Genomic DNA, 15,046 nt, shown 5'->3' on the forward strand with positions numbered 1-15,046 from the left:
CATGGCAGCGACTCACTCCAAAGGCACGATCCTCGTCACGGGCGGCGCAGGCTTCATCGGCTCGCACACCTGCGTTGAGCTGCTCAACGGCGGTTACGACGTGGTCGCCGTCGACAATCTCGTCAACAGCCGTGAGGAGTCGCTGGCGCGCGTCAAGCGCATTACCGGCAAGCCCGTTGCGTTCTATAACGCCGATGTGCGCGACGCCCAGGCGCTCACGCGCATCTTCGAAGCCCACAAGATCACGGGCGTGATCCACTTCGCCGCGCTGAAAGCCGTGGGCGAGTCGGTCGCCAAGCCCATCGAGTATTACCGCAACAATCTCGACGGCCTGCTCGTCGTGCTCGACGTGATGCGTCAGCATGGCGTGAAGCAGTTCGTGTTCAGTTCGTCGGCAACGGTATATGGCGTGCCCGAGCGCTCGCCCATCGACGAAACGTTCCCGCTTTCCGCGACCAATCCGTACGGCCAGTCCAAGCTGATCGCCGAGCAGGTACTGCGCGACGTGGTGATTTCCGATCCGTCGTGGCGCATCGCCGTGCTGCGCTACTTCAACCCGGTGGGTGCGCACGAAAGCGGCTTGATCGGCGAAGATCCGGCCGGCATTCCGAACAACCTCATGCCGTACGTCGCGCAGGTCGCGGTGGGCAAGCTGGAGAAGCTGCGTGTGTTCGGCGGCGATTACCCGACACCGGACGGCACGGGCGTGCGCGACTACATCCATGTGGTCGATCTGGCGCAAGGCCATCTGAAGGCACTCGATGCACTGGTTGCGCGCGACGAGGGCTTCACGGTGAACCTGGGCACCGGTCGCGGCTATAGCGTGCTGGAAGTGGTGAAGGCGTTCGAAGCGGCTTCGGGCAAGCCGGTGCCGTATGAGATCGTGGCGCGCCGCCCCGGCGATATCGCCGAGTGCTATGCGAACCCCGCGACGGCGGAAAAGCTGATTGGCTGGAAGGCGCAGTTTGGTATCGAGCGCATGTGCGTCGACCACTGGCGCTGGCAGGAAAATAATCCGCGTGGGTTTGAGTGACCAGCCCCTACGCAGTCACTCGGGTCACAAACATTTACACACCTTGAAATTTGTAGCGTTTTATTACGGCGACGTTACAACAACGACATCAACGCTAAAATTGCTCCATTAAGGCATTTTTATTTAATGGGGCTCAAAAGCGTGAAAACCGGTACGTCAGGTGTTGTCGTCTGGTTCACAGGCATGTCCGGTGCGGGCAAGTCGACCATTGCCCGCGCACTTGTCGATCGACTGCAAACGTTTGCTGTGCCCGCAACGATGCTCGATGGCGACGTGTTACGCCTGGGTCTCAATTCCGATCTCGGTTTCAGTGAAGCCGAACGCACTGAAAATCTACGCCGCGTCGCTCATGTCGCGGCGTTGTTTTGTCAGGAAGGATTTGTCGCCGTCACCGCGACGATATCGCCCGATCCCGAGCATCGTGCGAATGCGCGCCGCATCGTGGGCGAAAACCGGTTCGTGGAAGTGTTTGTCGATACGCCGCTGGACGTGTGCGAAAAGCGCGATCCGAAAGGCTTGTACAAGCGCGCGCGTCGAGGTGAAATCCCGCAATTCACGGGCATTGGCTCGCCTTATCACTCGCCGCAACGCCCCGATATCACCTTGTACACGCAACGTGCGTCTGTCGACAGTTGCGTCGACGGCATCATCGAATACCTCGCGCGCGTCCATCACATGAGCGCTAGCCACGACGACCAGAGAGTCGCCTGAGCAACGGCTATCCCACTCTCCCGCCTCTCCCAATCTACAAGACAGGCCACGAGGGCCACGCATGCCAGGCATGCGCTGCCCTCGCATCGATTCAGCTCACTGCGCGGATCGAGCCGCCGCTGACGGCTTGCAGCGTCGGCTTGACTGCCGGCTGATACTCCGGCACCCAACGTCGCAGGTCGCGGCGCACTTCGTCGTCGCTGGGTACGCGATGTTGCATGAGCCACGGCAACAACTCGTCGAGAAGGTTGTCCGGCACCTCGCGTGCCCGTGCGATGCGTAGCTTCGGGTGCGGCGTGCGCGTCGTGGTTTCATCGTCGGCGAGGAGCTCTTCGTACAGCTTTTCGCCCGGCCGCAAACCCGTAAATACCACGCGAATCTGCTCTTCCGAGAAGCCATACAAGCGGATCAAATCGCGCGCAAGATCGACGATCTTGACCGGCTTGCCCATGTCGAGAATGAAAATCTCCCCGCCATGCCCCATGCTCGATGCCTGCAGCACGAGCTGCGAGGCTTCCGGAATCGTCATGAAGAAGCGTGTAATTTCCGGGTGCGTGACCGTGACAGGGCCGCCCTTCGCAATCTGTTGCTGAAACTTGGGAATGACGCTCCCCGCGCTGCCCAGCACATTGCCAAAACGCACCGTCTCAAACTGCGTACGCTCGCTGGCCTGCTGGAGTGCCTGGCAAGCCATTTCGGCCAGGCGCTTGCTCGCGCCCATCACGTTCGTGGGGTTGACTGCCTTGTCGGTCGAGATCAGCACGAAATGGCGCACCTGATGCTTGATCGCCGCGCGCGCGACCCGGTAGGTTCCGAGCACGTTATTGCGAATCGCCTGCCAGGCGTTGAGCTCCTCCATCAGTGGCACATGCTTGTAGGCCGCCGCATGGAACACGATGTGCGGCGTGTAGCGCGCCATCACCTGATCGAGCAGCAATGCGTCCTTTGCATCGCCAATGATCGGCACAACCGATAACTCTGGAAAACGCTCGCGAATCTCTTCCGTGAGCCGGTACATCGAAAATTCGGACAAGTCCAGCGCAACGAGTTGTGCGGGAGCAAAACGCAAAATCTGCCGGCAGAGCTCAGACCCGATCGAGCCGCCCGCACCGGTCACCATGACGACGCGGCCGCTGAGCAGCGCTTCAACGTGCGGCGTGTCGATCTTCACCGCCTCACGTCCCAACAAATCTTCGAGATCGATATTGCGAATCTGGGACAAAAAACCTTGTCCCGGCGTGAGTTCCGTCAAAGACGGCAACAGCAATGCCTTGACGCCGGCGCGCACGCATTGCGTGGCAGCGCGGCGCTGCACTTCGGTCGACGCCGACGGAATGGCAATGATGGCGAACTCACAACGCAACGTGCTTGCCCAGTGCTCGATATCGCCGATGGCGCCCAGCACCTTGTAGCCATAGATCTCACGGCCCTGTTTTGCGGGATCATCGTCGAGGAGGCCAACGAGTCGCCATTCGGCCGAACGCGAGAGCTCGCGCGCGAGACTCGCCCCAGCGCCCCCTGCACCGACGACGATAACCGGCTTGCCTTGCGCAACAAGGCCGCCATACAGATAGAACTCCTTGGTCGCACGATAGAGCGCACGTGCGCCGCCCATCACGAAAAACAGCAGAAGCGGCGAGACGATCAGAACGGAGCGCGGAATGATCGGCGCGGGCTGCAACATGACCGATATGATCATCACGAACAACGCCGCCGACAGGATCGACTTCGAAATACGCATCAGATCCGGCAGGCTCGCGAACACCCACATCCCACGATACAGGCCGAAGATACGGAACATTGCTGCGTAAACCGGCAACACCCAGATCAAGGTATGGACGGCGCCGCGCCAGAACTCCGCAGGCACGGCTGCGTTAAAGCGCAAGAGATACGCTACAAGCCAGGCGGCCGCTACTGCTCCGACATCGAACAGAAAGGCGCTGAAAGAGAGCCATGAGGCTTTATTGCGAAGCATCAGCGTCGACCTCAGATTGTCTGGTAAGGAACTGAAAGTTACGCCAGCGCGCATCGACCACCGCGCCCAACAGAGCTAGAACGACAGCCCAACCCGCCACGATTCCCCACTGCAAGGCCGGGGAACTCTCCAAAGCCAGAAGAGCAATTATTATGCCGATGAACATCACAACATACCACTTCACTGCCATTGCGGCGTGACTCTCCCCGAGGCGAACCATGCGTTGATAATAATGCTCGCGATGGGCCTGCCAAAATTTTTCCCCTCGCGCGAGCCGCCGTATTAAGGTCACCGATGCATCGCCGATAAAGGGCGAGAAAACCAGCGCCGGAAACCAGACAGGCCAGGCGCCCTGGCGCCAGCCCCAATAGCCAAGCGCGCCAGCCAAAAAACCCAACGGTATCGAACCTGCATCACCGAGGAAAATCTTCGCGGGGTGAAAGTTCAACATCAGAAAACCCAGCGCCGCGCCAGCGACTGCGACACTCGCCCAGCTCAGCGCGATGACCGGATGCGGGCCGGCGAGTGCTGCGATGGCGTAACCGCCGAAGCCAAAGAGCGCCATTCCGCCCGCGAGGCCATCTGCGCCGTCCATGAAATTGTAGAGATTGACCAGCCATAGCATCAGGAACGCGATGATCGCGGCGCACCACCAGGGAATCGGGGCGGGATAGATCACAATGACCATCAAGACCGCAAGAAAGTGGGCGGCGAAGCGCACACGCGCTGGCAGCCCGCGACGGTCGTCTATTTGCGAGACCGCTGCGAGAAAGACCGCGCCGAGCGCGATCAGCCACAGCGAGGGCGCCATGAGCAGCGTCGCCACGACAAGCACAGGGACGAGGCCCCACCCTCCCACACGCGGCGTCGGCCGAACGTGCAGGGAGCGCTCGTTGGGAATGTCGGTGGCAAGCTTCCAGGCCAACCCGCTCTTGAGCAGGAACGCAAGAATGACCACACAGAGCGTGGCGCAGACGAGGCAGATCGCGCCCAGCGTCAGCAGCAACGAATTCGATGCATGTGCTATCAAGATTTATGCTCTCCGCGTACTTCGTGCGTCGAACGGTACCAGCGCACGGTCGCCTCAAGGCCCGCTTCAAGTGTCGTAGGCGGATACCAGCCGAGCTGCTCGCGAATACGCGAGGCGTCGACCCGCAGACTCGTCGTCAGCCGCTCGATCTGGGCGGAGCGACCCGCCAGGGCGCCGGCCATGCGTAGCAGGCGCGGCGGCACTGGAACCAGCCGGGCAGGCTTCGCGAGATGCCGTCCCAGCGCGCGCAGCAACTGGGCGACAGACAGGTCTTCGTCGTCCGCCACGTGAAAGCAGAGGTTGGCAGCGCGCTCGTGAGTTGCACAACGCAACAGCGCATCGGCAAGATTATCGGTATAGACGAGGCTGCGACGCGCATCGACAAGACCAAGCGGAAGCGGTATGCCGCGCGCCACTGCGTTCATCATCTGCAGGAAATTGGCGCGCACGCCGGGGCCATAGACCAGAGGCGGCCGCACCACGACAATCTCCATGCCGGTGTCGCGACCCAACTGCCACAGCGCCTCTTCGGCGTTGCGCTTCGACCATCCATAGGGATCAAGCGGCAAGGGCGGCGTCGATTCGCTCAACGGCGCACCGCCATCCGACTCCGCGACAGCCTTGATGCTGCTGACGAATACGAATCGCCGCGCGCCGCGCGCCAGCGCCGCTCGGGCCACTCGCAGCGTACCGTCGACGTTGGTTGCGACGAACGCCGCGAGCGGATCCGGCGCCTCGTCACGCATTACATGGACGCGCGCTGCAAGGTGAACGACGCAGTCGGGCGTGCAGCCCTGCGGCCACGCTTGCTCAAGCCCTGCGAAATCCGCGCCAGTGTGGATCCATTCACGCACACCAGTCAGGTCGGCTGCGCGCTGCCGCACAAGTGCGGTCACTTCGTGACCTTCGCGTACGAGCGCGCGGCACAACGCGCGCCCAACCAGCCCATTCGCTCCTGTCACCAATATGCTGCTCACAACCACTTCCATCCGAACCGGTTATAAAACTTGAACGCCGACGCAGCAAACATCCGGATATGCGCCATGCCCTTGCGGGACGCCCCGCCGCCGTGATGCAGCACCCGCACAGCAGGCGCATAGACGACGCGTGCGACATCGTGCGTACGCAGACTCAGGTCGTAGTCCTCGAAATAGAGGAAGTAGCGTGCATCGAAACCCATGAGTTTCTTGAGCACGTCCGTGCGGAACAACATGAAGCAGCCGCTGACGATCGGCGGATCCCAGATCGTGTCGCGCTCATTGATCTGGGCGCGCATTTCGTAACGCGCGAGGCGCGCCTGGAATGGGCGGCGAGCTGCACGCGGCAGGAATCCGCGCACGAACAAGTCGATGATCGTCGGGAACTGGCGGCAAAGATATTGAAGGTGACCTTCGTCGTCGACGATGGCAGGCGTCAGCAGGCCTGCGTCCGGATGGGCGTCCATGAACTCGATCGCCTCCAGCAACGCGCCGGGTTCGAGATCCACGTCGGGATTCAGCACGAGGTGATAGCGGCTCGCCACCTGCTCGATCGCACGATTGTGCCCGCGACCATAGCCAACGTTGCCTTGACCACTGAGCACCGTGCTGCCGATGCCCGCTTGCGACAGGACGGCGAGATTGTCGCGCACGTCCGGCATGCCGCCGTTATCGACCAGAAAGAGACAGATCGACAGATCCGGTCTGGCGCGTACCAACGCGGCACCAGCTTTGGCGAGACTGTCAAACGTTCTGGCTAGAAGTTGCTGGTTGGGATGAAACACAACCACTGAAACGGACACCACGCCGTGATCCATGCTGGATACCGTACTCACTGTCATCTGGAAATACAACGATTGGGCGCTACTGGCGCGTTATCCGCCTTAAAAGGGGTCGGCTAAAAGTTAGCTAGTGTGCTTGAAAACGACACTTTCGGGCAACCCGGCTTTCCTTTTGTTACCGGGGTCGGACAGTACAGCACGGGAACATTGCGCGCAACGAATGGTTGTGCCCTCGGTATGACGAATGTAGAGTAGCGCCCGACCCGGGGCAGCTTGCGGGTCGCGCCCCTTATGCGCCAAGGCCCGCGCAGGGGGAGCTGGGACGCCTATCAACCCAAACCTGATAACTCACTACAAGCTTGCCGTGGCATCGCAAAAATCGAAGAAGCGCAATTACTGGCCGCAGGTCGTCCTCGTGCTTGGCGCCCTCACGTTCATCACGACCTGTCTCGGCGTCGTGCTGCACTTTTCGCCCGTTCCCTACGGCGATCAATGGGACGGCACGCTCGGCTTCTACATGGATGCGTTCGACCATCCATGGACGGCATTCTTCGGCTTGCATAACGAACACCGGCTGTTCTTCTCTCGACTGATCTTTTTCGCGGACGTGCGCTATTTCGGCGGACGTAATGTGCTGGATCTCGCCGCGAATATCGTACTGGCGGCCCTGCTCGCGCTCCTGCTCTATCGCATCGCGACGCGACGTGCCGGGCAATCGCGCCAGTTTCAGATGATTGCCGCGGGCGGTGCGCTCGCCTTCAGCTTTTCGTGGATGCAGGCTGAGAACTTTACCTGGGGCTTCCAGAATCAATGGTTCGCCGTCTACCTTTTCGCCCTGTGTGCCTTTCACGCACTGGATCTCAGCGAAACGGCACGCCACCGCGGAGCGACAACGGCGTCGTGCGGCTGGTTCGCAGCAGCCATCGGCGCATCGATCATGTCGGCCCTGTCGATGGCGAGCGGCGTCCTTACCGCGCCGGTTCTCGTCGCACAGGCGGCCTATCTGCGCACGACGTATGCCCGTGGCGCGGCTCTTGTGCTCGCGACACTGGCGATCTGGCTGGCGTACTTCACGCATTGGCATTCGTCTGCGCCGAATGGCGGGATTAGCGACGCGCTGCTGCATCATCCAGCCGGCGTCCTGACCTATGGGTTGCTCTACGTCGGCTCACCCGCTACCTGGGCAAGCCTTGGGACGGTTGCGGGCCTCGTCTGGGGCGCCGTGCTGATCGCCGGACTCGGCTACGGGGCCTGGCTGGCATTGCGCGGTCGTACCGCGACCGCCTCCGCCCTGCTTGCAATGGCCGTTTTCGTCGCCGGGAACGCGCTAATCACCGCGGCGGGACGTGTCGGCTTCGGACTCGAGACGGCGACATCGTCGCGTTACACCACCGCGCCGCTGCTGATGACGGCGGCTCTGGGCGCGTTTCTGTGGCTCAACGAAACACAGCGCCTCAAGCGCAGGTGGATTGCCGGCGCGTTTGCGGTCGCTTTTGCGATGGTCGCAGTCGCACAGCGGACGGTTTTCCATTCGTCGCATGACCTTTGGTATGCGAAGCAAATCGCTGGACTGGCATTGCGCGCCCATGTCTATGACGGGGCCTATACGCGAGTGCTCTATCCGGATCCGCAAGGGTTGAAATCGGTGGCCATGCCCGCCGAAGCCAGCGGCTTGTCGATTTTCTCAGCAGGACAAACCGACTTTGCCGTGCCGCCTTCGACTGTTTCTGCAACCGCAAGCTGCATCGGAGCGATCGATAGTATCAACGCTACGGATACACCTGACCGCTTTGCCGCCACAGGCTGGATGTTCGATCCCCAAACCAGCAAGTATGTCAAATCGATCGTGCTCGCCGACTTGAGTGGTCACGTGCTCGGAACGGCCGTCACGGGGGCGCGACGCCCTGACCTGAAGGCGCTGACTGGATCGCAGGAACGCGACGGCGGCTGGGTCGGATTCTTCAACCGCCCCTCGGGCGACACGATCCAGGCATTCGGCGAAAATGCACCAGGGCGCTACTGCGCCATACCGATGAACAAGTCGTTTGATGCCGCGACAGCCCGACGTCTGGCGCCCGGCCCCTGATTGCAAGGGTGGCAAACTCCAGCGACTGCCTTCCCTGTCTGGGCTTAACCCCAACGAAATACGAGGGAACAGCGTCGCAATTGGTAAGACTTTTTTTGCGCCCGGGATCTGGCGTGATCGACAAATAACTTGATACAAATGTAACGGGACCGAAAGATGCGGGTATATTCCGCAGGTTCCGCTCCGACCTGGGCGCACGTTGGCGCCACCGCGCCTGCCAACAACCCATTTATATCTAGAAGTTGCCCGCTGACCGACGCTATGAGCAACAGACCACTCGTTGTTGATTTGGATGGAACGTTGATCCGTTCCGATGTACTCGTTGAATCGGGCTTTGCTTACCTGACATCGGCACCGCATCGCTTTTATCGTCCACTGCTGTGGCTCGCGCGTGGCGGCAAACCGGCCCTCAAAGCCGGGCTGGCAGAAAATACCAATGTTGATGTGACTGTCTTGCCGTATGACCCGCAGGTGCTGACATGGCTACGGGAAGAACGGGAGTCCGGCCGTGCGCTTGTGCTTGCCACCGCCAGCCACGAGCGCTATGCGCATGCAATTGCCGATCATCTCGGCCTGTTTGACCAGACTTTCGCGACCGCCAACGGCGTCAATCTCTCCGCGCATCGCAAACGCGACAAGCTGATCGCCGAATTCGGCGAAAAGAACTTCGACTACGCCGGCAATTCGCATGACGACATTGCTGTGTGGCAATCAGCAGCCCGTGCGTACGTAGTCAACCCGTCAAGCGGCGTCGAGCGCGCCGCGCGCAAGATCGGCAACGTCGAGCGCGTCATCGAGTCGAGACCGCCCACGCTCAAGACGTGGAGCAAATCGTTGCGCTTGCATCAATGGCTGAAAAACCTGCTGATTTTCCTGCCTTTGCTTGCGGCTCACAAACTGTCCCATCCCACGCTCATCGCGGCGGCATTGGTGGCATTCCTGGCGTTCGGCCTGTGCGCGTCGAGCGTGTACCTGCTCAACGACCTGCTCGACCTTGAGGACGACCGGCACCACCCCACCAAGCGCAAACGTCCGCTTGCCTCAGGCGCGCTGCCCCTCACGTGGGGGATCGCCCTACTTCCTGTCCTGCTCGTGGGCGCCTTCGCGCTAACCGCCCTCTTCCTTCCGTGGCGGTTCGGCGCCGTACTGCTGGGCTATTACGCTTTGACGCTCGCGTACTCGATGTACCTCAAACGTCAGGTCATGGTCGATGTCGTCGTGCTGGCCATGCTCTACACCATTCGCATCGTGGCAGGAACGGCGGCCATCGGGGGACATCTCACGTTCTGGCTCCTGGCGTTCTCGATGTTCATTTTCCTGAGCCTTGCGCTCGTGAAACGCTACGCTGAACTGTATTCGATGCAGGCTCGTGGGCTAGTCAAAACACGCGGGCGCGGCTATGTGTCGAGCGACCTGCCGCTCATCTCGTCGCTGGGCACCAGTGCGGGCTACCTTTCGGTGCTCGTGCTGGCCATGTACATCCAGGATGGCAATACGGCCAAACTGTATCGTCACGCGCAGATCATCTGGCTCGCCTGTCCGCTGCTGCTCTACTGGGTCAGCCGGACGTGGATCATTGCGCACCGCGGCTTGATGCATGACGATCCGATCGTATTCGCAGCCCGCGACCGCGTGAGCCTCGCCGTGGTGCTGCTCTGTGGCATCGTCTTCTGGGCAGCGACCTGAGCGATGAGCAAAGTAATGTCCTGGGGTCGCTACCCCGCTTTTGCACAACAAGCCCACGCCCTGGCGTGGCGCGACCGGGCGGCCGCGGCATGGCGCGAACTGCACGACGCGCACGGCAGCACGCTCGTGTTTGGCAACGGACGCAGCTACGGCGACAGCTGTCTTGCGGCTTCCGGGCACGTGTTGCAAACATTGCCGCTCGATCGACTGATATCAGCGGACTGGACTACCGGCGTCCTGCGGGCCGAACCCGGTGTCACGCTAGAACAGATCCTGGAGGTGGCGATACCGCGCGGCTGGATGCTGCCGGTCACGCCCGGCACCAAATACGCAACCCTCGGCGGCGCGATCGCAAACGACGTCCACGGCAAGAATCATCATGTGCGCGGCACATTTGGCCGCCACGTGCGTCGCTTCGGGCTTGCCCGCAGCGACGGTAGCATGCTGGAGTGCGCACCTGACGAACACGCCGAATTCTTCGCAGCCACGATCGGCGGACTGGGGCTCACCGGCCTGATCCTGTGGGCCGAGATCCAGCTCATGCCGATCCGCTCAAGCCAGATCGACGTCACCACGCTGCGCTTCCAGAACCTCGACGAATTCTTCGCGCTCTCGGAGCGACTCGACCCACTGCACGAATACAGCGTCGCATGGGTGGATTGCCAGAGCCGTGGTGCGGCGCTCGGGCGCGGTATCTTCATGGTGGGCGATCACGCTGAAGACGGCCCGCTCGAAGTCGACCGCCGCAAGAAGCGCACCGTGCCCATGACGCTACCGGTTTCCATCTTTAATCCGCTCACGCTGCGCAGCTTCAACGGTTTGTACTATCACCGCCAGCCACAAGGCGAGAAGCGCAGCAAAGTCAGCTACGATGCGTACTTTTATCCGCTCGATAGCCTGCTTGAGTGGAACCGGATCTACGGGCGACGCGGCTTCCAGCAATATCAGTGCGTCGTGCCGCCCGAGGCCGCACGCGAGGCCACGCGCGAGATTCTCGACGCGATCGCCGCGAGCGGCACCGGATCATTTCTGGCGGTGCTCAAGCGCTGCGGGGATATCCGCTCGCCAGGGCTGCTGTCGTTTCCGCGCGAGGGCACGTCGCTCGCGCTCGATTTTCCGCAGCGCGATGCGCTGAACGCGCGGCTTTTCACGCGCCTCGATGCAATTGTCCGCGCAGCACGTGGCCGCCTGTATCCGGCCAAGGACGCCCACATGTCCGGCGCCGATTTTCAGGCCGCCTATCCGCAATGGAAGCAACTGGAGAACCTGCGAGATCCCGCGATGCTGTCGCGGTTCTGGGAGAGAACGACTCGAACATGAAGAACATTCTGATCATTGGCGCAACCTCGGCGATCGCGACGGCTTGCGCGCGGCGCTGGGCCGCACAAGGTGCGCGCTTTTTCCTCGTGGCACGCAACGGCGAACGGCTCGAACAGGTCGCCGCCGACCTCAACTCGCGCGGCGCGAAGCTCGCGACGTGCTACCAGCTCGACGTCAATGACGTCGAGCGCCACGCCGCCATGCTCGATCAGTGCAAAGCCGAACTCGGCACGCTCGACATCGTGCTCGTCGCTCCGGGCACGCTCCCCGACCAGGCCCAGTGCCAGGCCGACGCTGCGGTGGCCATGCGCGAGTTCAACACCAATGTCACGTCGATCATCGGCCTGCTGACGCCGATCGCGAACGTGGTCGAAGCACAGCGTAGCGGCACGATTGCGGTCATCTCGTCGGTGGCGGGCGATCGCGGCCGTCCGTCGAACTATTTGTATGGCAGCGCGAAGGCCGCACTTTCAGCCTTCTGCGAAGGCCTGAATGCCCGCCTGTTCAAGGCGGGAGCGCACGTGGTGACGATCAAGCCCGGCTTTGTTGCGACGCCGATGACCGAAGGCCTGCCGCTGCCGGGCCCGCTCGTTGCGACGCCTGATAAGGTCGCGGCCGACATCACGCGCGCCATCGAGAAGCGCAAGGACGTGCTCTACACGCCGTGTTTCTGGTCGCTGATCATGCTGATCATCCGTTCCGTACCAAAATTCCTCTTCAAGCGGGCGTCGCTCTAAGCGCACCCACGGCATCTCACGAAGCGCATCTATTTATCCGCAATCGCATGAACCAGACTCGCATTCTTCTTCCCGGCGGTGCTGGCCTTGTCGGCCAGAACCTGGTCGCCCGGCTCAAGGCGCGCGGCTACACCAATCTCGTCGTGATCGACAAGTTCAAGGCGAATCTCGACATCCTGCGCAGTGTGCATCCGGACGTCACGGCGATCTACGCCGACCTCGCCGAACCGGGCGACTGGGCACAGCACTTCGAAGGCGCGGACGTCGTCGTGATGCTGCAGGCGCAGATCGGTGCGCCCACACACGAGCCTTTCGTGCGCAACAACATCACGTCGACCCGCAACATTCTCGATGTCATCAAGCGCTACAAGATTCCTTACACCGTTCATATCAGCTCGTCGGTGGTGAATTCCGTGGGCGACGACTGGTACACGGAAACCAAGCGCGAACAGGAAGAAATTGTCGTTGCGTCGGGTATCGACTGCGTCGTGCTGCGTCCGACGCTGATGTTCGGCTGGTTCGACCGCAAGCACCTTGGCTGGCTCTCACGCTTCATGCAGCGCGTGCCGGTCTTCCCCATTCCCGGCAGCGGAAAATACATGCGCCAGCCGCTCTATGTCGGCGACTTCTGCAACGTGATCATCAGCAGCATCGACTCGCGCATCAAGGGGCAGGCGTACAACATCAGCGGCCTGGAGCGCGTCGATTACATCGACATCATCCGCCAGATCAAGCGCGCAACGAAGGCACGCTGCGCGATCGTGAAGATTCCTTATGGCCTCTTCTACGTGCTGCTAAAAGTCTACGCATTGTTCGACAAGAACCCGCCGTTCACCGCCGATCAACTCAAGGCGCTAACAGCCGGCGACGAGTTCGAAGTGATCGACTGGGAAGGAACCTTCGGCATTCGCGCGACGCCGTTCGCCAACGCCATGGACGAAACGTTCAATGACCCCACCTATAGCCACATCGCGCTGGAGTTCTGAAGAAAGATGAGTGCAGATCGCATTGCCGTCCTCGGCGCAGGGCCGATGGGCCTGGGGGCCGCCTACCAGTTGGTCAAGGACGGCCGCAAGCCGGTTATTTTCGAGGCCGACGACCGCGTAGGCGGCATGGCCGCGTGTTTCGATTTCGGCGGCCTGTCGATCGAACGCTACTACCACTTCCATGCGATCTCGGATCACGCATTCCTGGAAGTGCTGCGCGAGCTCGGCATTGAAGACAAGATGAAGTGGTGCGAAACGAAGATGGGCTACTTCTATCAGGGCCATGTGCAGCCCTGGGGCAATCCCGTCGCATTGCTCAAGTTCAAAGGCCTGAGTTTCGCGGCCAAGTTCCGCTACGGTCTGCATGCGTTCCTGTCGACCAAGCGCAACGACTGGAAGCCGCTCGATCACGTCGAAGCCACGAGCTGGATTCGACGCTGGATCGGCGACGAAGCCTGGGAAGTGCTCTGGCGGCGTCTGTTCGACTACAAGTTCTACGACTACGCCGATAATCTTTCCGCTGCATGGATCTGGAGCCGCATCCGACGCATCGGGCGCTCGCGCTACAACCTCTTCCGCGAGAAGCTGGGTTATCTCGAAGGCGGCTCGGACACGCTGCTCAACGGCATGCGCGCCTACATCGAAGCCAACGGCGGCGAATTCCGTCTCGGGACGCCGGTGCAGAAGGTCGTGATGGAAAACGGCGCGGTCAAGGGGATCGAGGCAGGCGGCGAGTTCCACGCGTTCGACAAGGTTATCAGCACGATTCCGCTGCCCTACGTGCCGCGCGTGATGCCCGACCTGCCCGCCGACATCCTGAACGCGTTCAGCAGCAAGAAGAACGTCGCGGTCGTGTGCGTGATTGCCAAGCTCAAGAAGCGCGTGACCGAGAACTTCTGGCTCAATACGAACGACCCCGAGATGGACATTCCCGGTATCGTCGAATATACGAACCTGCGCCCGCTCGACCACCACATCGTCTACGTGCCGTTCTACGTGCCGGGCGAGCATCCGAAATATCAGGAACCGGATTCCGCGTTCACCGACAAGGTGAAACGCTACCTCATGAAGATCAATCCCGCGCTCACGCCGGACGACTTCATCGACGTGCGCGCGAGCCGCTATCGTTTCGCGCAGCCGATCTGCGAGCCAGGCTATCTCGATCGCCTGCCGCCGATCCAGTTGCCAGTCAAGGGCCTGCTCGTGGCGGACACCTCGTACTACTACCCGGAAGACCGCGGCATCTCCGAAAGCATCGGGCTGTCGCGCAAGATGGCGAAAATGGTATGACGCATGTGCAAGCGCCGGTCAGGAACGGCTTTGTTTCGCAGAAATTCCTGATATTCCTGCTGACCGGCGGCTTCGCGGCTGCCGTGAACTGGAGCAGCCGCATCCTCTACAACCACTGGATGCCGTATTCGGCGGCCATCGTGGTGGCGTACATCACGGGCATGATCACGGCGTTCGTGCTCGCGAAACTGTTCGTCTTCAAGGAAAGCACCCAGTCTACGCATCGATCCGCGTTCTTCTTCACGCTCGTCAATCTCGTGGCGGTGGCGCAAACGTGGCTGGTCAGCGTGGGACTCGCCTGGTACGTCTTCCCGAAACTGGGTATGCACTGGCACGACCGCGATGTCGCTCACCTTATCGGGGTCATCGTGCCGGTGTTCTCCAGCTATATCGGGCACAGCAAGTTCAGCTTCAAGCACTAGACGTTGGGCCG

The 15,046-nt window shown here is 61.3% G+C and carries 13 protein-coding genes; 9 read left to right on the forward strand and 4 right to left on the reverse strand.

Annotation, left to right across the window (positions count from 1 at the left end):
• Position 1: 1 nt before the first annotated feature.
• A complete protein-coding gene (gene galE, locus BBA01S_RS12135; protein WP_027816686.1) occupies positions 2–1,033 on the forward strand; it encodes a UDP-glucose 4-epimerase GalE in 1,032 nt (343 codons plus the stop codon).
• A 126-nt stretch (positions 1,034–1,159) separates the two neighbouring features.
• Entirely contained in the window at positions 1,160–1,744 is a 585-nt protein-coding gene (cysC, locus tag BBA01S_RS12140; protein ID WP_027816687.1) for an adenylyl-sulfate kinase, read from the forward strand.
• 91 nt (positions 1,745–1,835) lie between these two features.
• Here the strand turns inward: cysC and BBA01S_RS12145 are convergent, their stop codons facing one another.
• From BBA01S_RS12145 to BBA01S_RS12160, 4 genes are read right to left on the reverse strand one after another with little or no spacing between them, the layout of a single operon-like run.
• The gene (locus BBA01S_RS12145; protein WP_027816688.1) at positions 1,836–3,719 is read right to left on the reverse strand and encodes a polysaccharide biosynthesis protein; all 1,884 of its coding nucleotides are present in this window, start codon (positions 3,717–3,719) and stop codon (positions 1,836–1,838) included.
• Positions 3,706–4,725, reverse strand: coding sequence for an MraY family glycosyltransferase (locus BBA01S_RS12150; RefSeq protein WP_407668305.1), 1,020 nt, complete (start codon positions 4,723–4,725; stop codon positions 3,706–3,708). The genes BBA01S_RS12145 and BBA01S_RS12150 overlap by 14 nt, the downstream gene beginning before the upstream one ends.
• A 20-nt stretch (positions 4,726–4,745) precedes the next feature.
• Positions 4,746–5,726, reverse strand: a complete 981-nt coding sequence (locus tag BBA01S_RS12155) for an NAD-dependent epimerase/dehydratase family protein (RefSeq protein WP_027816690.1) — start codon at positions 5,724–5,726, stop codon at positions 4,746–4,748.
• The gene (locus tag BBA01S_RS12160; protein WP_027816691.1) at positions 5,723–6,568 is read right to left on the reverse strand and encodes a glycosyltransferase family 2 protein; all 846 of its coding nucleotides are present in this window, start codon (positions 6,566–6,568) and stop codon (positions 5,723–5,725) included. The genes BBA01S_RS12155 and BBA01S_RS12160 overlap by 4 nt, the downstream gene beginning before the upstream one ends.
• A gap of 304 nt (positions 6,569–6,872) precedes the next feature.
• Here BBA01S_RS12160 and BBA01S_RS40955 point away from each other — a divergent pair, with 304 nt between their 5' ends.
• From BBA01S_RS40955 to BBA01S_RS12195, 7 genes are all read left to right on the forward strand, one after another.
• Positions 6,873–8,594, forward strand: coding sequence for a hypothetical protein (locus BBA01S_RS40955; RefSeq protein WP_042296877.1), 1,722 nt, complete (start codon positions 6,873–6,875; stop codon positions 8,592–8,594).
• Positions 8,595–8,855: 261 nt separating this feature from the next.
• A complete protein-coding gene (locus tag BBA01S_RS12170) occupies positions 8,856–10,280 on the forward strand; it encodes a UbiA family prenyltransferase (RefSeq protein WP_027816692.1) in 1,425 nt (474 codons plus the stop codon).
• A 3-nt stretch (positions 10,281–10,283) separates the two neighbouring features.
• Complete coding sequence (locus BBA01S_RS12175; protein ID WP_027816693.1) at positions 10,284–11,600, forward strand: FAD-binding oxidoreductase; 1,317 nt, start codon at positions 10,284–10,286, stop codon at positions 11,598–11,600.
• Complete coding sequence (locus BBA01S_RS12180) at positions 11,597–12,337, forward strand: SDR family oxidoreductase (protein ID WP_027816694.1); 741 nt, start codon at positions 11,597–11,599, stop codon at positions 12,335–12,337. The genes BBA01S_RS12175 and BBA01S_RS12180 overlap by 4 nt, the downstream gene beginning before the upstream one ends.
• Positions 12,338–12,384: 47 nt before the next feature.
• A complete protein-coding gene (locus BBA01S_RS12185; protein ID WP_027816695.1) occupies positions 12,385–13,323 on the forward strand; it encodes an NAD-dependent epimerase/dehydratase family protein in 939 nt (312 codons plus the stop codon).
• Positions 13,324–13,329: 6 nt separating this feature from the next.
• Positions 13,330–14,613 carry an NAD(P)/FAD-dependent oxidoreductase gene (locus BBA01S_RS12190; protein ID WP_027816696.1) on the forward strand — a complete coding sequence of 428 codons (1,284 nt, stop codon included), beginning with the start codon at positions 13,330–13,332 and terminating at the stop codon, positions 14,611–14,613.
• On the forward strand, positions 14,610–15,035 hold the full coding sequence (locus BBA01S_RS12195) for a GtrA family protein (RefSeq protein ID WP_027816697.1): 426 nt from the start codon (positions 14,610–14,612) through the stop codon (positions 15,033–15,035). Before BBA01S_RS12190 ends, BBA01S_RS12195 begins: the two co-directional genes overlap by 4 nt.
• Positions 15,036–15,046 lie beyond the last annotated feature (11 nt).

This window comes from Paraburkholderia bannensis NBRC 103871 (assembly GCF_000685015.1).
Lineage (GTDB): Bacteria > Pseudomonadota > Gammaproteobacteria > Burkholderiales > Burkholderiaceae > Paraburkholderia > Paraburkholderia bannensis.